Raw genomic sequence first — 23,184 nt, 5'->3', positions numbered from 1 at the left:
AAGAGGATTACCGTTTTCGCGGCGCGATGCACAGCGATGCCGCGCCGATGCGACCTCTCGTCCGCCGCCTGTGGCACGCGGCGTAAACTCATTGGTTGTCCCCACTGTCCACACATGTCCACAAGGAACAATCAGATGGATCGAGCCGAGATCGTCCGCGAGGCTTTTCGAGACCAAGCCCGCCATTGCGGCGCGCTTGGCTCTCCCTTCACGGCGCTTCTGTGCGATGTCCTGGCTGAGAGGCTCCGGTCGGGTTTGCGCCTCGCCGACCGCATTCTCGATTGGGACGGTAACCCTGATTCGCGCCACGACGTGCTGCCGCTGCGTCTCGCGGCGGGGCTCAATGCGCTTGTGCGGGCGGGAGAGATGCCCGCCTTGGCGAGCCTTTACCCGCCCAATCCGCTCCCGACACCCGATCGACTATGGGCAGCGGTTGACGACGCGTTGCAGCGGAAGGGTGATGATCTGTCGGCTTGGTTGAGCCATCCGCCGCAAACCAATGAGGTGGCTCGCTCTTCAATCTTGATGGCGGGCTTGCTGACGATCGCGGCGCGCTGGCCGCAGCCCATGGCGCTGTTCGAGCTTGGTGCGAGCGCCGGCCTGAACCTCAATCTCGATCGTTACGCGCATCGGCTTGGGACGCTCGAGACCGGCGATCCCAGCTCGAGCCTCAAACTTGAGCCGCGTTGGTCGGGCGATCCTCCGCCGGATGCGGACGTCAGGATCGTGGCGCGGCAAGGTTGCGATCTCGCTCCGGTCGATCTCGGCGATCCGGCGGCGCGAGAGCGATTGCTGACCTTCGTCTGGCCGGATCAGCACGAACGGCTCGATCGTATCGGCAAGGCGCTGATGATCGCGACCGGGAGCGTGCCCCGCGTTGATCGCGCGAGTGCAGCCGAGTGGATCGAGACCGTGCTTCCGCTCGGCGCACTGCAATCAGGCGTGACGCGCGTCTTGCTGCATTCGATCGCATTTCAGTATTTCGGCGATGCCGATCGACGCCGCATCGCCGATCATCTCGATCGGGTCGGAGCAGTAGCGACGGCCGATGCTCCGTTGGCGTGGCTTCGATTTGAAACCGCGCCTGAGACAAAAGGGCCGGAGTTGCGTTTAAAGGTATGGCCCGACGCCGCCGAACGTCGTCTCGCAACTGCTGATGCACATGTGCGGTCGATCGTCTGGCTCCCAACGACCCCCTGCACGGCTGGTCGGTGGCACTGAATAGATAGGCACCAAATGCTCAAGACACGAAAACTCGGCTCGCAGGGGCTGACGGTTTCCGAACTCGGCCTAGGTTGCATGGGGATGAGCCAATCCTATGGCCCGGCCGACGAAACCGAATCGATCGCCACGCTCCACCGCGCCATCGACCTCGGCTGCACGTTCCTCGATACGGCGGAGGTCTACGGTCCTTTCACCAACGAGGATCTGCTTGGTCGCGCTCTTGAAGGAAAACGCGATCACGTCACCATCGCGACAAAATTCGGCTTCGCGATCGATGGCGGCGGTGTGGCGGGCGCGAATAGCCGGCCAGAGCATATCCGCGAAGTCGCCGACGCCTCGCTAAAGCGGCTGCGGACCGACCATATTGATCTGTTCTACCAGCACCGCGTCGATCCAGCCGTGCCGATCGAGGACGTGGCCGGCGCTGTCGCCGATCTCGTTCAGGCCGGTAAGGTCAGGTTTTTCGGCCTCTCCGAAGCGGGTGTCGACACCATCGAGCGCGCCCATAAGGTGCATCCGGTCTCGGCCCTGCAGAGCGAATATTCACTCTGGGAGCGTAACCTCGAGCCGGAGATCATTCCGCTTTTGCGTCGGCTCGACATCGGCCTCGTTCCCTTCTCGCCTCTCGGTCGCGGGTTCCTGACCGGCACCGCGAAGCGCGCTGACGATTACCCGGAGGGTGACTACCGCCGGATGGATCCGCGTTTTCAAGGTGACAATTTCGACGCCAACATGCGGGCTGCGGATATCGTGCGGACGATCGCGTCACGACTTGGCGCCAAGCCGGGGCAGGTGGGCCTCGCCTGGTTACTCGGGAAAGGATCGGACATCGTGCCGATTCCAGGAACCAAGCGCCGGGCCTATCTCGAAGAAAATGTCGCCGCCGCCGAGATCGTGCTGACCGAAGCGGAGATGGCAGAAATCGACCGCGCGCTCGCGCCCGAAAAGGTTTCCGGGCCGCGTTATGGCGCGACCCATATGGCCTTGATCAACCGCTAAGACGATCGGATAACCCATGTCAGATACAAAGACGCCAGTTTGGTTCATCACCGGCTGTTCGACCGGCTTCGGCCGGGATCTCGCCGCCAAGGTGCTCGAACGCGGTTGGAATGCCGTCGTGACGGCGCGTGATCCGGCCAAGGTCGCCGATATTATCGAGGGGCACAGCGATCGCGCGCTCGCCTTAGCGCTGGATGTGACCAAGCCCGACCAGATCAAGGCTGCGGTGAAACAAGCCGAGGATCGGTTCGGCACGATCGACGTCCTCGTCAATAATGCGGGCTACGGCTACCTCGCTGCGATCGAGGAAGGCGAGGACGCGCCGGTTCGTGAGATGTTCGACACGAACGTGTTCGGGCTGGTCGAGATGACGAAAGCGGTGCTGCCCGGCATGCGAGCACGCCGCAGTGGCGCGATCGTCAATCTGTCGTCGATCGGCGGCCTCGTGAGCTTTGCGGCGACCGGCTATTATCACGCGACCAAATATGCGGTCGAAGGTCTGTCCGAGTCGCTCGCGGTCGAAGTCGAGCCGCTTGGCATCCATGTGATCCTGGTCGAGCCCGGTCCTTTTCGGACCGATTTCGCCGGGCGTTCGATCGGTCAATCGAAGACCGTCATCGACGATTATGCCGGCACGGCGGGCGAGCGACGCAAGCAGACGTTCGCGCGCGACGGCAAGCAGGTCGGCGATCCGCTCCGGGCCGCCGAGGCAATGATCACGGCCGTCATGGCCGATAAGCCGCCGCGCCATCTTCTGCTCGGCAAGCCGGCGCTGGACCTCGCCCGGAAGAAGCTTGAGACCTTGAAGGCTGACTTTGACACATGGGAGTCGGTAACGCTCGGCGCCGATTATCCTGATGGTGCCGACCCGTCTGCCTCCAAGTTCTAGTCGAGACCTTCAACGAGCAAGCCGGCGTATAGCGTTATGCTCTTGCGCCGGCGCTTTTGCATGTCTATACACCGCCCCATCCCACACGCGGGCGAAAAACGATCCTGTTTCAAGGACCGTTCCGGTGGCTTCCCTCTCATAGGGTAGCCTGCATGCCCGCGGAGGTTCAACCGGAGATCTAGGTCAACATGGCACTTCCCGATTATACCATGCGTTCGCTTCTTGAAGCTGGAGCGCATTTCGGTCACCAGTCGCATCGCTGGAACCCGAAGATGCAGCAGTATATCTTCGGCACCCGCAACAACATTCACATTATCGATCTCGCCCAGACAGTGCCGCTGTTCCATCGCGCCCTGCAGGCCGTGTCCGATACGGTCTCGCGCGGTGGTCGCGTGCTGTTTGTCGGTACCAAGCGCCAGGCCGCAGAGCCGATCGCCGATGCGGCGAAGCGTTCGGCACAATATTACATTAACGCTCGTTGGCTCGGCGGTATGCTGACCAACTGGAAGACAATCTCGGCATCGATCCAGCGTCTCCGCAAGGTCGAAGAGCTGCTCCAGGCCGGCGCAAGCGGCTTGACCAAGAAGGAGCGGCTGATGATGTCGCGTGAGCGCGACAAGCTCGAGAAGGCTCTTGGCGGCATCAAGGACATGGGCGGCGTTCCGGATCTGATCTTCGTGATCGATACCAACAAGGAGCAGCTCGCCATTAAGGAAGCCAATCGACTTGGTATTCCGGTGGCCGCGATCGTCGATACCAATTGCGATCCCGACGGCATCACGTTCCCGATCCCGGGTAACGACGATGCGGCCCGCGCGATCTCGCTGTATTGCGACCTGATCTCGCGTGCTGCGATTGACGGCATTTCGCGCAGCCAGGGTTCGCTGGGCGTCGATATCGGCGAGATGGAAGCGCCGGCCGAAGAGGAGCTTCCGGTCGCCGAAACATCCGAGGTCGCGGCTGAGGCCTCTCCGATCGAAGACGACCAGCTGATGCAGCCGTTCGAGTTGCTGACCGCGCCGCGTGGTGCTCCGGACGATATGTCCAAGCTGCACGGCGTTGGGCCGCAAGTCGTTCAGAAGCTGAACGATGCTGGCGTGTTCCACTATTGGCAGCTTGCTGCCATGAAGCCGGAAGACATCACCAAGCTCGATCACGATCTGAAGCTTGCCGGCCGTATCGAGCGTGACGGTTGGGTTCAGCAGGCGCGGGAACTGATGGCGAGCGCCTGACGCTTCCACGACGCGAGCTTGAAGGCGAGACGACAGCAAGGCCCTTTGGGCCTTGCACTTTTTTGGACAGGGGTGCGTAGGCGTCGATCTGACGACGTCCTCAAGCGCATCGGCCGATCATCTGGGGATAACGACCATGGCCAATATCACCGCCGCGATGGTGAAGGAACTTCGCGAGAAGACCGGCGCCGGCATGATGGATTGCAAGAACGCGTTGAACGAGGTTCAGGGCGACATCGAAGGGGCCGTCGATTGGCTGCGTAAGAAGGGCTTGTCGAAAGCCGCCAAAAAGTCCGGCCGCATTGCCGCCGAAGGTTTGGTCGCCATCGCGATTCAGGGCACCAAAGGCGTGCTGGTCGAAGTCAATTCCGAGACCGATTTCGTCGCGCGCAACGAGGACTTCCAGAGGCTCGTGCGCGGCATCGCCGACGTGGCTCTCGCTCATCAGGGCTCTGACGCCGAGGCGCTTCAGTCTGCGGCTTATCCGAGCGGCGGCACTGTGTCGGAGGCCATCTCGAATGCGATCGCGACGATCGGCGAGAACATGACGCTCCGTCGGGTCGCTGGCCTAGAGGTCTCGCACGGCGTGATCGCACATTACGTCCATAACGTGATTACCGAAGGTCTCGGCAAGATCGGCGTTCTCGTCGCGCTGGAGTCGACCGGTGACGCTGCCGCACTCGGCACGCTCGGCCGTCAGATCGCCATGCATGTCGCCGCATCCAGCCCGCTCGCGCTCGATGGATCGAGCCTCGATCCTGCGATCGTGACGCGCGAAAAAGCACTCTTGATGGACAAGAATGCGGGTAAGCCGGCCAACGTTCTGGAAAAGATCGTCGAGAGTGGCCTCAAGAGCTACTATAAGGAAGTGAGCCTGCTCGATCAGCCTTTCGTGCACGACAACACCAAGACGGTTGCACAGGCCGCCAAGGATGCCGAGAAGCAAGTCGGCGCGCCCATCGTCGTGAAGGGGTTCCTGCGCTTCGCCCTTGGCGAAGGCATTGACAAGCCGAACGCTCCGGACTTCGCGTCCGAAGTCGCCAGCATGGTCTAAGACAATGTTACGCCGCGGCGTGGGGTCGTGCCGGTTTTCCCGGACGGCCTTACAGCTCGTCGTAAAATCATAATCCGACACAGCGGCGCCTCCGCCTCGCTGGTTGCCTTGAACGCGAGCATCCATTGCGAGCAGCTTTGTTCGCAAGATCGCAATCGTTTGGTTCTATAATTCAGGTTGCTTCGGTCTCGACCGTCGCGGCCGAGGCATCTTATGAGGCGATGATGAGCGACGAACACCCCGCCTTGTATCGACGTGTCGTCATCAAGCTTTCTGGGGAAGCGCTGACCGGCCCCGACCCATTCGGGCTCAATGCTCCGACTGTTGCGCGTATCGCGGCCGACCTCGTGAGTGCCGTGTCGCTCGGCGTCGAGATCGCCGTAGTGGTCGGTGGCGGAAACTTCTTTCGCGGTATGCAAGGGGCCGACAAGGGCATCGAGCGGGCCCGAGCGGATTCTATTGGTATGCTCGCGACCGTCATGAATGCGCTGGCGATCGAGGCCGCGATCGAAGCCGAAGGCCATGCCGCGCGAGCGCTATCGGCCGTGCCGATGCCCTCCGTTTGTCAACCCTATTCCCGGCAGGCCACGCTGCATCACCTGGCCAAGCGCCGCATCTGCGTCTTGGCAGGGGGGACCGGCAATCCCTTTTTCACGACCGATACGGGTGCGGTGCTTCGGGCCGCAGAATTGTCGAGCGATGCCGTCATGAAGGCGACGTTGGTCGATGGCGTCTATTCGGCGGATCCAAAAATCGATCCGTCTGCGACCCGGTACGAACATCTGACGCACGATCAGGCGATTTCACAAAATCTCGCCGTCATGGATACGGCGGCTTTCGCGCTGGCGCGAGAAAACCGGATTCCGATCGTGGTGTTTTCGATCGTCGATCACGGCGCGATCCGATCAGCCCTGCAGGGCAAGGGGCGGTTCACGCTCGTCTCGCCCTGAGTCGAGCGAAGGTCTATCCGCCTGTTGCGATGGCAGGGTTGGACATGCCAAAGATGAATGCGATGGATGAAGAAGGTCGTGTCACAGCCGGACCGCCGGAACAGGCATCCGATGACGCGGCCAAGATCAGACGATAGGTGTCGAGCGTGAGTGCAGAATTCGATGTGGGCGATCTCAAGCGCCGCATGCAAAGCACGGTCCAGGGGTTCAAACACGAACTCAGTGGATTGCGGACCGGGCGCGCGAGCGCCAGCTTGGTCGAGCCGGTTCAGGTTCAGGCTTATGGTCAATCCATGCCGCTGAACCAAGTGGCGACCATCAGCATTCCCGAGGCACGCAGCATTTCGGTGCAGGTGTGGGACAAGGGGATGGTCAATGCCGTCGACAAGGCGATCCGAGACGCCAATCTCGGTCTCAGCCCGGTCATCGAGGGGCAGGTGCTTCGCATCCGCATTCCCGAGCTGAACGAGCAGCGTCGACGCGAGATGGTGAAGGTCGCGCATAAATATAGCGAAGATGCGCGTGTCTCTGTTCGTCACGTTCGTCGCGACGGGATCGATCAGATCAAGAAGCTTCTGAAGGACAAGGCCATCACCGAGGACGATGAGAAGCGTCTGGAGACGGAGGTCCAGAAGGTGACTGATCAATCGATCGTCGAGGTCGACCAAGCTTTGGCCGCCAAAGAAAAAGAGATCATGCAAATCTAGAATGTCGGGTTTCTGACCGACCGGCTCTTGTCTCGAAAAGCGCGTGCCTCGCCCGCTTTTTAGGCATCGAAAGCGGCTCGGGTACAAGGTCAACATGCTCTAGCGGGAAGCGCCACCCTCGGCAAAGAGGTCGGCCGGAACCATCATGGAAGAACGCGGCAACACCAAGGAGGGTCGGAACGAGGGGCAGGGGTTTGTCGAGGGCTCAGGCTCGCGCTCGCTCGTGCCGGTCCATGTCGGGATCATCATGGATGGCAATGGCCGGTGGGCCGTTGCGCGCGGTCTGCCGCGTCTCGAAGGGCACCGGCGCGGGGTCGAAGCCCTTCGCCGCACAGTCCGCTCCGCCATCGATCTCGGCATCGCCTATCTGACCGTCTATAGTTTTTCGTCCGAGAACTGGGCGCGTCCGGTCGAAGAAGTCTCGGACCTCATGGGTTTGTTGAAGCGGTTCATTCGCAACGACTTGGCCGATCTTCACAAAAGCGGCGTCAAGGTTCGCGTCATCGGCATTCGCGATACGTTGCAGCCCGACATCCACGCTCTTCTGAATGAAGCCGAAGACCTCACCCGTGATAATAACCGGATGACCCTCGTCGTGGCGTTCAATTACGGGAGCCGCCAGGAGATTGCCGCCGCGGTGCGCCGCATCGCCGTTCAGGTTGCCTCGGGTGAGGTCGCGGCCGATGCCGTAACGGATGAGTTGATCGAGGCTCACCTCGATACGGCCGGCATTCCTGACCCCGATCTCATCATCCGCACGTCGGGTGAACAGCGCCTCTCCAATTTCCTCTTGTGGCAGGCGGCTTACGCCGAATTCGTCTTTTTGCCGATCCATTGGCCTGATTTTGACCGGGGTGCTTTCGATCAGGCTTTGACAACTTATCAGATGCGCGAACGCCGTTTCGGCGGCGTCACGGTGGCCGAGCATGCGGCCGAAAAGTTGAAGTCGGCCCTATGATCGAGCCCATTGGGCCGTCGAAACGGGGACTGGTCGAGACGTCAACGGGGTCGGGCCTGTCCCGGCGTTGGACCGACCTGATGCCGCGGGTTTTGTCGGCGCTGGTGATGGCGATCCTGGCGCTTGGAACCGCGATTGCCGGCGGAGCCTGGTTTTCGCTTTTCTGGCTCGCCGCTTCCTGTGCGATTCTATGGGAATGGCAGCACATGATCGACGAGACCTCGGCGATCCGCCGGCTCATCGTCGGTGTCATCGCTTTGACGGCCGCCCTCGCTGCCGCCTCGGCTGGTCATGACGGGGTTGCGGTCTGCCTTGTCGTGGCAGGCCTTCTCGGCGTTTCTGCGGTTGCGCCCGCGGGGCTGCGGCTCGCAGCGGCGACGGGCCTTGTCTATGCGTCTGCGTTGCTGGCTTCGGTGATCGTTCTGCGAACGTCGGAACCCGATGGGTTTGTTGCCATCATCTGGTTGTTCGCCGTCGTCTGGGGAACCGACATCATGGCCTATTTCGGCGGCCGGCGGTTTGGCGGCCCAAAGCTCTGGCCGCGTTTGTCTCCATCGAAAACCTGGTCGGGGTTTTTCATCGGCATCCTATGTGGGACGGTGGCGGGCCTCGCGGTCGCGCCCTCGCCGAGGCAGATTGTGCCTCTTCTGCTCATCGGCCTCGCGGCTGCGGGCGTCGCGCAGGCCGGTGACCTTTTCGAATCCGCGATGAAGCGGCGCTACGGCGTCAAGGATGCCAGCCACCTCATCCCCGGTCATGGCGGCGTCATGGATCGACTCGACGGGTTTGTGGCTGCTGCGGTGTTTGCTGCCTGTCTCGGAATCGCGCGGCTCGGGATCGATGCGGCGGGTGCAGGATTGTTCACGTGGTAGAAAATTTTCGGAGGAGACGGCCTTGAGCCAAGCTCGTCATCAAACGCGGTCTCATTCGTCGCCGCGTTCGCTCGTCATTCTTGGCGCGACAGGATCAATCGGCCGCTCCACGGCCCAGGTGCTGGCACTCGACCCGTCCCGTTTCCACGTCGCGGCAATCGCTGGCGGACGGGACGCCGATGCGCTCGCCCGGATGGCGATCGAACTCAAAACTTCGTTTGTTGCGATCGCCGATCCATCCGCCTATGGCGCCCTGAAAGATGCGCTCGGCTCGAGTGGAATCGAAGCGGCGGCTGGCCCGGATGCGGTCGTCGAAGCGGCGTTGCGGCCAAGCGACCTTGTGATCGCGGCCATTGCAGGCACGGTCGGCGTGATGCCGACCTATGCGGCCCTCGCGGCCGGCCGGACTGTCGCGCTAGCCAACAAGGAGACGCTGGTTTGCGCGGGCTATCCCGTCATGCAAACCGTTGCGGCCTCCGGCGCGACGGTGCTGCCGCTCGACAGCGAGCATAATGCGATTTTCCAGGCTCTTGGCGGCGCGCCGATCTCCAGCGTCGAGACCATGACCCTGACGGCTTCGGGCGGACCCTTCCGGACCTGGGATGCCGCGCGGATCGCGGCCGCGACCGTCAAGGAGGCGTTGGCTCACCCGAATTGGGCGATGGGACCCAAGGTCACGATCGACTCGGCGAGCCTGATGAACAAGGGGCTCGAATTGATCGAGGCCTTTCACCTGTTCGGGATCGAGGCCGAGCGGCTCGATGTCGTCGTACATCCGCAATCGGTCGTTCACGGCTTGGTGTCGTTCGCGGATGGCTCGGTCAATGCCGGGATGGCATTGCCCGACATGCGTGTGCCGATCGCGCATTGTCTCGGTTTTCCGCACCGCTCCGAAAGTGGCGCTCGCAAGCTCGATCTTGCGGCATTGGGCTCGATGACGTTCGAAAAGCCGGATCTCGATCGGTTCCCGGCGCTTCGCCTCGCCATGGATGCTCTGAAGGCAGGGGGCGGATTGCCGACCGTGCTCAATGCCGCGAACGAAATCGTCGTGGCGGCTTTTCTCGAGGGGCAGCTCAATTTCGGCGCGATGGCGGGTTTGGTCGAACGGGTCTGCGATCGATCCATTGCCGAAGGGTGGTCTTACCTCCCGGCGAGTGTTGCCGATGCGCTCGCGATCGATCGGCAAGCGCGAGAAACCGCCGCGGCGCTCTTGGATTAAGGCGTCCCGAGGGACATTATGAAGGCGTAAGCCAACAATCCTGGCGTTGGCTCGCGCTCGACGCCAGGCACACCCGTATCGATGTTGCGTTCCGCATGTCGGCCCGACGGGGCCCTCCGGAGTTTCTGATGGCCCTGTTCAGTCATTTCCAAACCGTCCTCGGTTATATTTTCATTCTGGTGCTCGTCGTGTTCTTCCATGAACTCGGGCATTTTCTAGCGGGCCGGCTCTGCGGCGCGCGGATCGACGCGTTTTCGGTGGGGTTCGGTCCCGAAATCGCAGCCTATACGGATCGTAAGGGAACACGTTGGCGGCTCGCCGCCATCCCGCTCGGTGGCTACGTCAAATTTCACGGCGATAGCGACGTGAGTGCGAAGCCGACCGCAATCGCCGATACGGTGGCTCGTGGCGACACATTCGCCGGCAAATCCGCCCTGCAGCGTGGCTTCGTCGTCGCGGCGGGGCCAATCGCGAGTTTCCTTCTCGCCATCGTGCTTTTCGCCGGCTTGTTTTACGTCGAAGGGATCGGCGTGCTGGCGCCGCGTGTCGCATCCGTGGTGGCCGATAGCGCCGCCTCCCAGGCCGGCTTTCAGCCGGGTGACCGGATCACGTCGATCGACGGACGTCCGATCGACAGCTTCATGGACATGCAGCGCATCGTCAGCGAGTCGAGCGATACGCCCTTGGCGATCGACGTCGATCGGAGCGGAACTCTGGTTCATCTGACAGCGACTCCCCAGCGCAAGGATGTGACGGGGCCGTTCGGAACGGCGAGAATCGGGGTGTTGGGTCTCGGCGCCTCGACCGATCGCGCCGATTATTCAGTGAAGCGCCTCGGGCCGATCGAATCCGTGACCGCTGCGACATCCGAATGTTGGTATGTGGTAAGCCGCACCGTGAGCTACCTCGGCGGCCTGCTGACCGGCCGCGAAACGGTGGCGCAATTGTCCGGCCCGGTCCGTATGGTCGAGGTGACCGATAAGGTCGTTCAGCTCGGCTTCGGCGCCCTGCTTAACCTGGCCGCGTTCTTCTCAGTTTCTATCGGATTTTTTAACCTTCTTCCGATTCCCCCGCTTGATGGCGGACGATTGTTGTTTTGCTGCATCGAGGCCGTTCAAGGGCGTCCGGTGAGCGAACGCGTGCAGGAATACGGCTTTCGTCTCGGCATCGCGCTTGTCGCGACTCTGATGCTTTGCGCCACATACAACGATATTTCGCGGTTTTTCGTCAGTTAATTGTGGCGTTTCAGCGGCTTGCGTGTCGGTAGAGACACGCCTGTGGGCTTTGGTGCGCACCGCGCCGAATGTTGGTTTGCTCCCCCCCGTAAACCTTGTAGAAGCGAAAACCTGAGACAAGAAAATCTGGTTCCCGTCACTTCGGTTTCGGAAATCATCAAACTTTAGTGTTCAGGTTGAGGGATCGAGAGCGTGACCCACGCTCGCGGTAGACGGGGACCGAGAGTACATGCAGTTTCTACGCGGCTTCTTGAACCGACTCGCGTTCATAACGGTCTTATCCGTCATGATTGCCGGGATCACCTTGCCCGCATCGGCGGCATCCATTGTTGTCGAGGGCAATCGTCGCGTCGACGCTGAAACGGTCCGGTCCTATTTCACCGGTGCCGATCAGGGCAATGTCAACCAATCCATTAAAGACCTTTATGCGACCGGGCTGTTTTCCGATGTTCGCGTCAGCCACCGCGGTGCGGGTCTGGTCGTGACCGTCGTCGAGAATGGCGTCATCAACCGGGTTGCTTTCGAGGGCAACAGCAAGATCAAGGGCGACCAGATGGCCAGTGCCATTCAGTCGAAATCGCGAGGGCCTTATTCGCCCGCCACGGTTCAGGCCGACATCGAGCGCATCAAGGAAATCTATCAGCATAACGGCCGTGGTCTCGCCAAGGTCACGGCCCGGACGGTCGATCTTCCGAACGGTCGCCTCGACGTCGTGTTCACGATCGACGAGGGCGACAAGACCGGCGTGAAGTCGATCGACTTCGTCGGCAACAAGGCGTTTGGCTCCGGCAAGCTTCGCGGTCTGATGCAGACCACGGAATCAAATTACCTGTCTTTTTTCAAGACATCCGACGTCTATGATGCCGACAAGGTCGCGGCCGATCAGGAAGCCATTCGCCGCTTCTACCTTCGCAACGGTTATGCCGACTTCCGCATCGTCGGCTCGGACGTGAAATTCGACCCGGAAGCCGGCGGTTATCACATCACGATCACGGTCGAAGAAGGCGCGCAATATACGGTTGGCGCCGTTCGGGTTGAATCCCATCTGTCGGACGTCTCTGGCGAGCAACTGACGCCGATCGTTCGGCTTTCCGCAGGCGACGTCTATGATGGCGACCTCGTCGAGAAGTCGACCGAAGGGTTGACCCGCGAAGTTCAGCGTCGCGGTTATGCCTTCTCGGAAGTTCGGCCGCGCGGTGACCGCAATCCGTCCACGCACACGGTCAACCTTGGCTTCGTGATCGATGAAGGCCCGCGCGTCTACATCGAGCGCATCGACGTCCACGGAAATACCCGCACCCGCGACTACGTCATTCGTCGCGAGTTCGATATCGGCGAAGGCGACCCCTACAACAAGGTCATGATCGATCGGGCCGAGCGCCGCTTGAACAGCCTCGGCTTCTTCAAGAAGGTCCGGATCACCAATCTGCCGGGCTCATCCGCCGACCGTGTCATCATCAACGTCGACGTCGAAGATCAGCCGACGGGATCGTTCTCGATCTCGGGTGGTTACTCGACCTCGGATGGCTTCATCGCGGAAGCAGCCGTGACCGAGACCAACTTCCTAGGCCGTGGTCAATATGTGAAGCTCGGCGTGCAAGAGGGCCAGTATGCCCGCGGCGTCGATTTCTCCTTCACCGAGCCGTATATCTTCGACACCCGCATCGCCGCTGGTTTCGACATCTTCGCCAAGCAGAACGATAACACGCAATATGCGCTCTACGAGACCTTCGTGACGGGCGGTACCTTGCGGCTTGGTATTCCGATCACCGACGAATTCTCCATCTCGCCGCATTACTCGATCTACAACACCAAGATCAGCATCCCGAACAAGTCGAGCCAGCCGTCAAACGATTGCGTGTCGACCGGTGGTGTTCCGATCGATGGGACAACGCCTGGTTACGGCACCTTGGTGAATGTGCCGGCCACAGCGACGAACAACTGCTTGACCAACGGTGAGGCGTCGATCGCCATCAAGGAAGCGCTTGGGTCGACGTTGACCAATTTGGTCGGCTTCAACCTCAACTACAACACACTGGATAACCCGAAGAACCCGACCAGCGGCTTGTTCGCCGAAATCCGGACCGATGTCGGCTTCGACACCGGCCTCGGCAATGCGGGCGGTCAGCGCGACAACACCTTCGTTCGGAGCACGGGCGACCTGCGCTACTACCACCCGATCTACGACGACATCATCGGGTTCGTGCGCCTGCAGGGAGGTCATGTCGAAGCGCTGAGTGGTCAGCTTCGCATCACCGACCAGTTCCAGCTTGGACCGACATTGGTTCGTGGTTTCGCTCCGTCGGGTATCGGCGCACGCGACATCAGCGACCCGACCAACGCCAAATACAATCCGCTGGGTGGCTCGACCTACTTCGGTGGATCGTTGGAGACGCAGTTCCCGCTTTATGGTCTGCCGCGTGACCTTGGCCTGAAGGGTGCCTTCTTCGCCGATGCGGGAACGCTCTTCGGCTACACCGGCCGCACGAACTTCACCCCGGGTGGTGGAGCCTGCGTGGCGGGCGGCCAGGCGACTGGCGTGTTTGCGACCAACTATCAGCAGGGCACCTGCGTGGTCTTGCGCGATTCGGACGCGATCCGCTCCTCCGTCGGCGCCAGCTTGATTTGGGCCTCGCCGCTTGGCCCGATCCGGTTCGATTACGCCTACGCTTTGAGCAAGGACAAATACGACCAGACGCAAGCCTTCCGCTTCTCGGGTGGCACCAGCTTCTGATCGAGACGAGATCTTGTTATCCCGTGGGACCTCGGCCGAAAGGCCGGGGTCCCACACTCGTTTAAAGGACTTGCTTCAGCGGCGTGCTTGGGACCGAGACGACGCGTGAAAAACCTTGGCTTCGGGTCGACCACTTCACTCTTCAGGGCTGGGCATGTTTGACTTGACGCAGCGAAGTGGTTCAACCAAGCCGCTGCTTTGGTGCGGTGGCTGAAGCCCCTTTTGGCTTCAAACGAATGCCCTCGGGGCAACTCACAACGAATGGGTACGGCATCGACATGAGCGCACCGGTCTTCTTCCGCCGTGCTTGCACACCAACGCTCGCGGAGATCGTCGAATGGACGGGCGCAACCGCTCCCGCGGGGGCGGAGCTTTCGACCGTCATTACCAGCGTGGCGCCTCTCGATCTGGCCGGCGCAGGAGCCCTGACGTTTCTCGATAATCCGCGTTATGCCCCGATGGTGGCCGCGACCCGCGCTTCTGCTTGTCTCGTTCCAGCGAAATTCGCCGCCATCGTGCCGGCCGGGACCGTCGCTCTGATCGCGACCGAGCCGTACCGCAGCATTGCCGTGATTTTGGCCAAACTCTACCCGGATGCCCTTCGGCCGAGCTCCATTTTCGGAACGGAGGGTATCTCCCCAGGTGCTTTCATCCATCCCGAAGCACGGATCGAAGCGGGTGTCACGATCGACCCTGGTGCGGTCATCGGGCCGCGCGCGGAAATCGGATCGGGAACGACGATCGGCGCCAATAGCGTCGTCGGGCCGGATGTGCGCATCGGGCGATCCTGCTCGATCGGCCCGCAATCGACGATCTTGAATGCGTTGATCGGCAACCAGGTCATTATTCATCCCGGCGTTCGCATTGGGCAGGATGGGTTTGGGTTCGCGATGTCCGCACGTGGACACCTGAAGGTGCCGCAGATTGGCCGCGTCGTGATCCAGGATGACGTCGAGATCGGCGCAAATTCCGCGATCGATCGAGGATCGAACCGCGATACGATCATCGGAGAGGGCACTAAGATCGATAATCTCGTCCAGATCGCCCACAACGTCGTCATCGGTCGTCATTGCGTGATCGTCTCGCAAGGTGGCATCTCCGGGTCGACGACACTCGGAGATTTTGCAGTCACCGGGGGGCAGGCGGGCCTGACGGGCCATTTGACGATCGGCACGGGTGCTCAAATCGGTGCCCAGGCAGGGGTCATGGCGGATGTCCCAGCGGGCGCTCGCGTGGTTGGATCTCCGGCCCAGCCGGTGCGGGATTTGTTCAAACAGACCGCTATCCTCAAGCGTTTGGCGCGCGGCGAATGGAACAAGCCCGGCGCGAACGCTCCGGTCGAGGAGAAGAACTGATCGGCCTTGATGCTCCACCTCCCGCTGGGGTGTCCTGACAGGTGATCGCTGGTCTATGTCATTGCCCTCGCGGGCACTTCGTGCGCTGATGGCGCTCTTTTTCTTGCCGGCCCCGGCTATCCCATGCCGACCACGAGGCCACAATCGATGGATTCCGAATGGACGATACGGTGCTGCCGATAACGCTTGATTCCCTTGATATTCAGCAATTGCTCGAAGCGTTGCCCCATCGTTATCCATTCTTGCTGGTCGATAAGATCATCAAGATGAAGGGCGACGAGAGTTGTGTCGGGATCAAGAACGTCACGATCAACGAGCCGCATTTCCAGGGGCATTTTCCGGGTCGGCCGGTGATGCCTGGCATCTTGCTGATCGAGGGTATGGCACAGACGGCCGGCGCGCTTTGCGTTCATTCGAAGGGCCTTGCTCGACCGAAGCTGGTCTATTTCATGACGATCGATAAAGCCAAGTTTCGCAAGCCTGTGGTGCCGGGCGACGTCGTCGAATATCACCTCACCAAAACGGCGCATCGGCGCAATATGTGGTGGTATAGGGGCGAGGCGAAGGTCGACGGCGTGCTTGTGGCCGAAGCTCTCGTCAGCGCCATGCTGGTGATGGATTGACGGCCCTCGAGAGGTCAGTGGCGGCTCGTGAGGTCGGGGTTCATCCCCTTGCGGTCGTCGAGCCAGGTGCCGTCATCGGCCGAAATGTGTCGATCGGGCCATTCTGCACCATCGGCGCCGATGTCGAACTCGGGGACGAGGTCCAACTCGTGTCCCATGTGGCCGTTGCCGGTCGCACGTCGATCGGAGCGCGGACGCGCATCTTCCCCTTCAGTTCGATCGGTCACGAGCCGCAGGATCTCAAATATCGGGGAGAATTGTCGCGACTCGACATTGGGTCGGATTGTCTGATCCGCGAAGGCGTCACCATGAACCCCGGCACGGGGTCGGGCGGTATGCTAACCTCAGTCGGTGATCGCAGCACATTCCTGGCCAATGCCCATGTGGCCCATGATTGCCGGGTCGGCAGCGATGTCATCTTCTCCAACAATGTGATGTTGGCCGGCCATTGCCGCGTTGGTGATTTCGTCATCCTAGGCGGCGGCGCAGCCGTCCACCAATTCGTCCGCATAGGCCCGCATGCTTTCGTCGGCGGTCTCGCAGGGGTCGAAAATGATGTGATTCCCTATGGCATGGCGCTCGGTAATCGCGCGCATCTGGCCGGTCTCAATCTCATCGGGCTGAAGCGTCGCGGCTTCACGCGCGAGCAGATCCACGATCTTCGGCGGGCCTACCGTCTTCTTTTTGCGGCGGAAGGAACCCTAAAAGAGCGGGTCGAAGATGTGGCGGGCGAGTTTTCGACCCACGTCGAAGTGCATGAAATTCTCGATTTCATCCGCAATGGAGCCGATCGCGCGATCTGCGTCCCGCGCGAGGTCAAGGACGTGGCGGGTTGAAGCCCCCGCGCGCCGTCGGCGGTGCGTCAGACCGGCGTGAAACACCGCTGCGGCTCTTTATCGTGGCGGGGGAGCATTCCGGAGATCAACTCGGCTTTAAGCTGATGCGGGCTTTGCGTCGTCTCTCGCCCCGGCCTCTCGCATTTGCGGGGGTCGGCGGCGATCGCATGGAGGCCGAAGGGCTTCGGTCGCTGTTTCCCCTAACCGATATCGCGGTTATGGGCATTCTGCCGGTCATTAAACGTCTGCCGACCGTGCTACGCCGCATATCCGAGACCGCCGCCGCCGCGGTGGCGTTCAAACCCGACGCGTTGATCATCATCGACAGCCCGGATTTCACGCATCGTGTCGCCCGCCGCGTGCGCCGGCGCCTGCCGGGCATTCCCGTGATCGACTATGTCAGCCCCACGGTTTGGGCCTGGCGAACGGGGCGTGCAAAGGCCATGCGGGCCTATGTCGATCACGTGCTCGCACTTCTACCGTTCGAACCGGCCGCTCATGCCCGTCTCGGCGGGCCGACCTGCACCTATGTGGGCCACCCGCTGATCGAGCGGATCGACGAGTTTCGTCCCTTGCCGCAGGATGTGGATCGCCGCCGCGAGGAGCCTCCCGTCGTCGTGGTTCTGCCGGGGTCGCGTCATTCCGAAATCCGCCGCCTGATGGATGATTTCGGCGGGGCGCTGGAACGTTTGCAAGCGTCTTACGGACCGCTCGAGGTGGTGCTGCCGGCCGTCGACCATCTGGCTGCCGAGATCGAGGCCCGCGCGGCTGCTTGGCCGGTTCAGGTCCGCATCCTTCGGGGTGAGGCCGAGAAGCTCGCGGCATTCCGGCGCGCAAGAGTGGCGCTTGCTGCGTCCGGCACGGTGACGCTCGAACTCGCCTTGGCGGGCGTACCAACTGTCGTTGCCTATCGGGTCACGCCGGTCGAGATGCGGCTGCGGTTTCTCATCAAGGTGCCGTCGATCGTGCTGCCCAATCTCGTGACCGGCAGCCTCGATATCCCAGAATTCATTGGGGATGCCTGCACGCCGGAGCGTCTCGCGGCGGCGCTGCTGCCTTTGCTCCGCGAGACGCCTACGCGGCAAGCTCAAACGGATGCGATGCGGCGCCTGGACGCGCTGATGAGCCTTGAGTCCGGCGAAGTCCCGAGCGAGTGCGCCGCCTCGGTCATTCTGCGCCACATTGGCGCGCTCTGACGCTTTCACGCCGCAAGCTTCGAAAAAGACTCTCAAAATCGCGAAAAAATCCGCTTACGGTTAATGGAGCCTCAATCTCCATCCCGTCTAATCGATCCATAAGCTGAGTGGTCCGTCTGGATTCGACAGAATGTCGATGCCGCCGACCGCAAGGCCTCGAGAGGTCGGTCGCGTCGGAGTGGTCATGCGGATTGAGAGCGAGGACGACCTTCAGCGAGACGCCGAGTTCCGACGCGAACTCGACCTGTCGTCGATCGGTCGCACGATCGCGCGCCGCAAATTATGGGTCATCGGCCCCGTCGCGTTCTGTTTCATCGCCTCGATCATCGGCGTCAATCTGGTGAAGCCGCGCTACACCGCCGAGTCGAAAATTCTCATCGAGAATGGCGAGAACTTCTTCACGCGGCCTGACCGCGGCGAGCGGGAAACGGCACAATTGCCGGACGACGAGGCGGTGCAGAGCCAGGTGCAACTCATCTCGTCGCGAGATATCGCGCGGGACGCCATCACGGCTCTCGACCTCAAGGGCAATCCTGAATTCGATCCGCTGGCCAACGGTCTCGGCGTGCTGTCCCGCGCGGCGGTTTTTCTCGGGCTCGAGCGGGACCCGATGCGGGTCAGCTCCGATGAGCGCATCCTGACCTCGTATTACGACAAGCTGAATGTCTATCCGGTGATCAAGTCTCGGGTGCTGAGCGTCCAGTTTACGTCGCAAAATCCCGATCTGGCCGCCAAGGCCGCGAACACGATTTCCGATCTCTACATCAACCTCCAGTCGAGCACGAAGCGTGACGCGGCCCGGACGGCGGCCGCGTCTCTGGCGTCGTTGATCGCCGATTTGCGGGTGCGGGCGGCTGCGGCAGAAACGAAGGCCCAGACCTATCGCGCCGGCAACGGCCTGCTGATCGGATCGAATAATACGACGATCACGGCCCAGCAGTTGACTGACATCAACACGCAACTGGCGCAGGCGCGGAGCGCCGAGGCGGACGCGCAAGCCAAGGCAAAGCTGTTGCGGGACATGATCCGTGCCAACCGCGTCGGCGATGTACCGGATGTCGCCAATAATGACCTGATCCGCCGGATCTCCGATCAACGCATTACCCTCAAGGCGCAGATCGCCCAGCAAGGCCGCACTTTGTTGCCCGGCCATCCGCGGATGCAGGAAATGAGCGCCCAACTGGCGGATCTCGACCAGCAACTGCGCCTTGAAGGCGAGAGAACCGTTCGGACGCTGGAGAACGAGGCTCGCATCGCGGCGAGCCGGGTCGTCAATCTTCAAACCGCTCTCGACACGCAGAAAAAGACCGCCAGCGTGGCCGGGAGCGACGAAGTGGCTTTGCGCGATCTCGAATCGCAAGCGCGTCTCCTGAAAGATCAGCTCGAGTTTAACACGCAGAAATATCAGGAGGCTCTGGCCCGCGAGAGTGCCGCCTCGACGCCGGCGGATGCGCGGATCATCTCGCGCGCGGTGGCGCCCGAAGTCCCGTCGTTCCCGAAGAAAGGTCCTATGATCGCGATTTTCACGCTTGCGGGCTTGCTGCTGTCGATCGGTCTGATCATTGCTCGGGAATTGCTCTCGGGTCGTGCGTTCCTGCGTGACACGTCGCCAGGATCAATGCCGGTGCCGGTCAGCGGCAATCCGGAGTTTAGCGACGATGCCTTCGTCGATCCTCGATCGAGGCGTCCCCGCGGTTTGTCGGCACAGGCGGTCGAGCCCGGTGCCCCGTTCGCGCGCACCCCCACGGGGGATCGCAGGGGTGACGGGCAATTCGAGGCCGTGGTCGAGGATATTCATCAGCGCCGCAAACTGCATGGCGCGGTGCGGGTCGTGATCGCCGGCGCCGATCCGGAGATCGCAGTTCTGCCTGTCGCCCTGTCGTTCGCGCGCGCGCTTGCTCGGCAGGATCGCGTGATCCTGGTCGATTGTGGTGCCGTCCCCGGTGGGCTGGACCGTGCCTTGATGCGAAGCGCGGACGATCTCGCCGCGCGGGGCCCGGTTCTTGGGCTCAAGGATCTGCTCGTTGGCGCCACGACTTTCGCTGAAGTGATCCATCGTGATCCCCTGTCGCGATTGCACATCGTTCCGCTTGGGCGGGGGCAACTGGAAGGCAATGCCGAGGGCTTCGACATGGTCGTCGATGCTCTCGCGGAGACCTACGATCATGTGGTGCTCGCGGTTCCCGTGCCGCGCGTGTCGACCGAGATGCTCCGACGCGCCGATCCAACAGATCTCGCGGTGCTGCTCTTTTCCCCCGAAGCGCCGCGGTCGGATGTCGATGCAAGCCGTGCCGCCCTTTACGCCGCCGGGGTCGCCGAGGTGATCGGCTTCGACGCCGCGCCAGGGCTGGACGGGCAGGCGGCTCGCAGCGCCGCCTGAACAGTCCTTAAGAGCCGCGACGCGCGATCTTGCGAAGCCGGAGGGCCAGCGCCCAGACGCGCGGGGATTGTTTGATGCGGCGCTTGATATGGAGCCTGAACGCGTCGATCCAGACGAACACCCGCCCACGGATCGAGACTGGCACAAAGCCGTCGACCAACGGGTCGGTGATCGGGCAATAGGTTGCCTTATAGCGGGCTTCTCCGATTCCGAGATCGACGCTGGCGAAACCCTCACGGCATTTTTCGGCCAAAACGTGCACGAGTAGCAAGTCGCCCGGGCTTGTCTTCGCGGTCGCCGGATCGTCGTCATAGGACATGATCAGCCCCGAAAAACGGCCGGCATGGCCGAGGCCGCCAAAGGTGGCCACAATCCGGTCACCGCAGAGCAGAGCGTGCAATTCGAGACTGGCGGGATGGTTGTTCGAGCGTCCTGCGGCATGGTGCAGAAAGGCTTGGGCCTCGGCCTTTCCCGCATCGTCCCGAATCCCGAGCGCAGCGAATTTGCGGCTTTTCTGATCGAGATAGGCGGCCAGGACCGCATCGATTTCGGCGGGCGTGCGTGCCCTTAAGGTCGAGACGGGTCCTTGACGTTCGAGGGCCGTGCGCTTGCTCCGCAGCGTTTTGCGAGAGCGCGCCGAAAGCTGGTCGTTGAAAAACCGATCCGGGTCGGCGTTCAAAGTGGCTCTATGGCTGAAACTCGGGCTCGGTTGCGACGGCAGAAGCGTCAGCGGATTGGGGGTGCCGTCCCACGTCAGCGGCTGATTGATAAAGCCGTAGACGTCGAGCGATGGTTCGATCGAGGCTGCGGCCTGCCGGAGCAGGGCGCCGATCTGCTCGCGTCTCCACACAAGGGAGGGGTCGAACAGGCCAAGATTGTAGTTCGCGTGTTTGCCGCCGAGAAAGCGTGCGACCCAGAGCAGCTTCACGCGACTTCGCCCGAGTGGCAGTAGCGCTATAGCGCGGTCCCGGTCGTCATAGGCGACCACGATCATGGGCGTCGTGGCATTGGCGCGTCCCTCTGTCTCGCACCAAGCCGTGAGAAAGGCTCTGGTCTGATAGGGCGAGATGGTCGAGATGGCCTGTAGCGCGTCCCATTCGGCCGCGGCCGCCGTGGGGTCATCGAAGACGGTGACCCGTGCCACATGCGCGGCGAGCCGTTCTGCGTCGTCGTCGCGCTCGCTTTGCATCGGTGCTCCGGAAGCCCTCTCGCATCCTTAGCAATCAAACCTCAATATCCTCTTGCGTAGAGTGCGGATGGCGTGAGCTCACGCCTATGGTCCCGTGTGTCGCGGCATCCTCTCGCGCCGGAAAGTCGGATGAGCCTGCGCCATCGTTTGATCAGTAGCGGTTTCGATGTGATCGCGGCGCTGGGCCTGCATCGCATCGCCGCGCCGCTGGCGCGCGGCGTCGGCGCGATTGTGATGTTCCATCATGTGCGACCGACCGGGCCGGAGACCTTCGCGCCCAACGAGGCGCTCGAGATCACGCCCGCCTTTCTCGAGGCGACGATCCTGCGGCTTCGGCAGTCCGGTTATCGCATCGTCACCATGGATGAGGCCATCGCGGTTCTGCGCGAGCGGAGCGACGGCCCACCCGTCGCGGTTCTGACTTTCGACGACGGTTATCGTGACAATGTCGAGTGGGCTCTGCCGGTCCTGGACCGTCATCAGGCGCCCGCCACCGTTTATGTGACGACCGGCTTTGCCGACCGAACCGCGCGGCTCTGGTGGCTCGAACTTGAAGAAGCGATCCGCCATCTCGATCGTGTCGAGGTCGACATCGGGGGGGATCGCGTCGAGCTACCAGCCGTCGGAACGGCAGAGAAGCGGGAGGCCTTCGCGGCAATCTCTCGGCGGCTTCGGCGCGGGCCGGAGGACCAATTATTATCGACGATCGCCGAGCTATGCGGACGCGCGGGCGTGGACGGGCGAACGCTTGTGGAGCGGGAATGCCTCGATTGGCCCGCAATCGAAGCACTGTCCCGGCATCCGCTGATCACCATCGGGTCCCATACGGTCACGCATCCGATGTTGGCTAAACATGCCGAAGCCAAGGTTCTCGAGGAATTGCGACAAGCCAAGCAGATGCTCGAGGAGCACACGGGACGGCCGGTTCGGCATGTCGCCTATCCGGTCGGCGATCCCACCTCAGCCGGGCCGCGCGACTTCGCACTCGCGGCGCAAGCAGGCTATGTCAGTGGCGTCACGACGCGGCCCGGGCTGCTCTATTCCGGCCATGCCAAGCATCCGATGGCGCTCCCTCGGGTCTCGATCGATGGTCGATACCAGAGCGGTGCGTGCCTCGACATTCTGCTGTCGGGTGTCGCATTTGCGGTTTGGAACCGTGGCCGACGAATCGACGTCACGTGACTTAGCGTCACAAGGCGGAAACGACCTCGTCGGGATCCGGGCGTTCCATCCAGCGGATCAACGGCATCAACGGCAGGATCCATGCAAGCCCGACAATGGCATAGAAGATCCCCTGCGCCCACCCAGGGGCTCGATGGACTGGCTCGGACTGCGCAACCAGCATCGCGACGACCGCATAGATCGCGACAAATGCGAGCATGACGCCGGCGCCGATGAATTTTCGAGTGCGTCTCCTCATATCCAGTCCTCGGCGGTTGTTTGTGCTTTGCTCGATGCGACAGGGTCGCGTCTGGACCGGCGATGCACGTCAGCCTAGACGTTTCTTGTTCTCGCGCAGCGTGACAAAACAG

General features: G+C 61.9%; 20 protein-coding genes. 18 read left to right on the top strand and 2 right to left on the bottom strand.

Annotated features, from left to right (window positions below; all coding sequences use genetic code 11):
- Positions 1 to 135: 135 nt before the first annotated feature.
- The 17 genes from EY713_RS18300 to EY713_RS18220 all read left to right on the top strand — a co-directional run bounded on the left by EY713_RS18300 (position 136) and on the right by EY713_RS18220 (position 20,463).
- Positions 136 to 1,221 carry a DUF2332 domain-containing protein gene (locus EY713_RS18300; protein ID WP_165491184.1) on the top strand — a complete coding sequence of 362 codons (1,086 nt, stop codon included), beginning with the start codon at positions 136 to 138 and terminating at the stop codon, positions 1,219 to 1,221.
- Positions 1,222 to 1,236: 15 nt separating this feature from the next.
- Positions 1,237 to 2,223: an aldo/keto reductase gene (locus EY713_RS18295; RefSeq protein WP_131117737.1), complete on the top strand. Its 987-nt coding sequence runs from the start codon at positions 1,237 to 1,239 to the stop codon at positions 2,221 to 2,223.
- A gap of 16 nt (positions 2,224 to 2,239) precedes the next feature.
- The gene (locus EY713_RS18290) at positions 2,240 to 3,112 is read left to right on the top strand and encodes an oxidoreductase (protein ID WP_131117734.1); all 873 of its coding nucleotides are present in this window, start codon (positions 2,240 to 2,242) and stop codon (positions 3,110 to 3,112) included.
- 188 nt (positions 3,113 to 3,300) lie between these two features.
- Positions 3,301 to 4,344 carry a 30S ribosomal protein S2 gene (locus tag EY713_RS18285; protein WP_131117730.1) on the top strand — a complete coding sequence of 348 codons (1,044 nt, stop codon included), beginning with the start codon at positions 3,301 to 3,303 and terminating at the stop codon, positions 4,342 to 4,344.
- A gap of 136 nt (positions 4,345 to 4,480) precedes the next feature.
- The gene (gene tsf / locus EY713_RS18280) at positions 4,481 to 5,398 is read left to right on the top strand and encodes a translation elongation factor Ts (protein ID WP_131117727.1); all 918 of its coding nucleotides are present in this window, start codon (positions 4,481 to 4,483) and stop codon (positions 5,396 to 5,398) included.
- 221 nt (positions 5,399 to 5,619) lie between these two features.
- Positions 5,620 to 6,348, top strand: coding sequence for a UMP kinase (pyrH, locus tag EY713_RS18275; protein WP_131193807.1), 729 nt, complete (start codon positions 5,620 to 5,622; stop codon positions 6,346 to 6,348).
- A gap of 146 nt (positions 6,349 to 6,494) precedes the next feature.
- Positions 6,495 to 7,055 (top strand): ribosome recycling factor, encoded by a 561-nt coding sequence (frr, locus tag EY713_RS18270; RefSeq protein WP_131117720.1) that lies wholly within the window; start codon positions 6,495 to 6,497, stop codon positions 7,053 to 7,055.
- A 145-nt stretch (positions 7,056 to 7,200) separates the two neighbouring features.
- Positions 7,201 to 8,013, top strand: coding sequence for an isoprenyl transferase (locus EY713_RS18265; RefSeq protein ID WP_131117717.1), 813 nt, complete (start codon positions 7,201 to 7,203; stop codon positions 8,011 to 8,013).
- An 80-nt stretch (positions 8,014 to 8,093) separates the two neighbouring features.
- On the top strand, positions 8,094 to 8,885 hold the full coding sequence (locus EY713_RS18260; protein WP_245572780.1) for a phosphatidate cytidylyltransferase: 792 nt from the start codon (positions 8,094 to 8,096) through the stop codon (positions 8,883 to 8,885).
- A gap of 22 nt (positions 8,886 to 8,907) precedes the next feature.
- On the top strand, positions 8,908 to 10,104 hold the full coding sequence (dxr, locus tag EY713_RS18255) for a 1-deoxy-D-xylulose-5-phosphate reductoisomerase (protein WP_245572779.1): 1,197 nt from the start codon (positions 8,908 to 8,910) through the stop codon (positions 10,102 to 10,104).
- A gap of 128 nt (positions 10,105 to 10,232) precedes the next feature.
- The gene (gene rseP, locus EY713_RS18250; RefSeq protein ID WP_131117709.1) at positions 10,233 to 11,339 is read left to right on the top strand and encodes an RIP metalloprotease RseP; all 1,107 of its coding nucleotides are present in this window, start codon (positions 10,233 to 10,235) and stop codon (positions 11,337 to 11,339) included.
- 229 nt (positions 11,340 to 11,568) lie between these two features.
- On the top strand, positions 11,569 to 14,073 hold the full coding sequence (gene bamA, locus EY713_RS18245; RefSeq protein WP_131117706.1) for an outer membrane protein assembly factor BamA: 2,505 nt from the start codon (positions 11,569 to 11,571) through the stop codon (positions 14,071 to 14,073).
- 278 nt (positions 14,074 to 14,351) lie between these two features.
- Complete coding sequence (gene lpxD, locus EY713_RS18240; RefSeq protein ID WP_131117704.1) at positions 14,352 to 15,428, top strand: UDP-3-O-(3-hydroxymyristoyl)glucosamine N-acyltransferase; 1,077 nt, start codon at positions 14,352 to 14,354, stop codon at positions 15,426 to 15,428.
- 158 nt (positions 15,429 to 15,586) lie between these two features.
- The gene (fabZ, locus tag EY713_RS18235) at positions 15,587 to 16,051 is read left to right on the top strand and encodes a 3-hydroxyacyl-ACP dehydratase FabZ (RefSeq protein ID WP_131117701.1); all 465 of its coding nucleotides are present in this window, start codon (positions 15,587 to 15,589) and stop codon (positions 16,049 to 16,051) included.
- A gap of 17 nt (positions 16,052 to 16,068) precedes the next feature.
- The gene (gene lpxA / locus EY713_RS18230) at positions 16,069 to 16,887 is read left to right on the top strand and encodes an acyl-ACP--UDP-N-acetylglucosamine O-acyltransferase (RefSeq protein ID WP_131117698.1); all 819 of its coding nucleotides are present in this window, start codon (positions 16,069 to 16,071) and stop codon (positions 16,885 to 16,887) included.
- A complete protein-coding gene (gene lpxB / locus EY713_RS18225; protein WP_245572778.1) occupies positions 16,884 to 18,083 on the top strand; it encodes a lipid-A-disaccharide synthase in 1,200 nt (399 codons plus the stop codon). The genes lpxA and lpxB overlap by 4 nt, the downstream gene beginning before the upstream one ends.
- Positions 18,084 to 18,267: 184 nt before the next feature.
- Positions 18,268 to 20,463 carry a GumC family protein gene (locus EY713_RS18220; protein WP_165491183.1) on the top strand — a complete coding sequence of 732 codons (2,196 nt, stop codon included), beginning with the start codon at positions 18,268 to 18,270 and terminating at the stop codon, positions 20,461 to 20,463.
- Between the two features lie 7 nt (positions 20,464 to 20,470).
- Here the strand turns inward: EY713_RS18220 and EY713_RS18215 are convergent, their stop codons facing one another.
- Positions 20,471 to 21,652 carry a GNAT family N-acetyltransferase gene (locus EY713_RS18215; protein ID WP_131117692.1) on the bottom strand — a complete coding sequence of 394 codons (1,182 nt, stop codon included), beginning with the start codon at positions 21,650 to 21,652 and terminating at the stop codon, positions 20,471 to 20,473.
- A gap of 129 nt (positions 21,653 to 21,781) precedes the next feature.
- Here EY713_RS18215 and EY713_RS18210 point away from each other — a divergent pair, with 129 nt between their 5' ends.
- A complete protein-coding gene (locus EY713_RS18210) occupies positions 21,782 to 22,834 on the top strand; it encodes a polysaccharide deacetylase family protein (RefSeq protein ID WP_131117689.1) in 1,053 nt (350 codons plus the stop codon).
- A 7-nt stretch (positions 22,835 to 22,841) separates the two neighbouring features.
- On the opposite strand, the gene EY713_RS18205 is transcribed toward EY713_RS18210, so the two are convergent.
- Complete coding sequence (locus tag EY713_RS18205) at positions 22,842 to 23,072, bottom strand: DUF2842 domain-containing protein (RefSeq protein WP_131117686.1); 231 nt, start codon at positions 23,070 to 23,072, stop codon at positions 22,842 to 22,844.
- Positions 23,073 to 23,184 lie beyond the last annotated feature (112 nt).

The sequence above is a fragment of the Lichenihabitans psoromatis genome (assembly GCF_004323635.1).
GTDB lineage: Bacteria > Pseudomonadota > Alphaproteobacteria > Rhizobiales > Beijerinckiaceae > Lichenihabitans > Lichenihabitans psoromatis.
The sequence above is the reverse complement of the archived record's forward strand: the minus strand, read 5'-3'. Positions and strand labels throughout refer to the sequence as shown.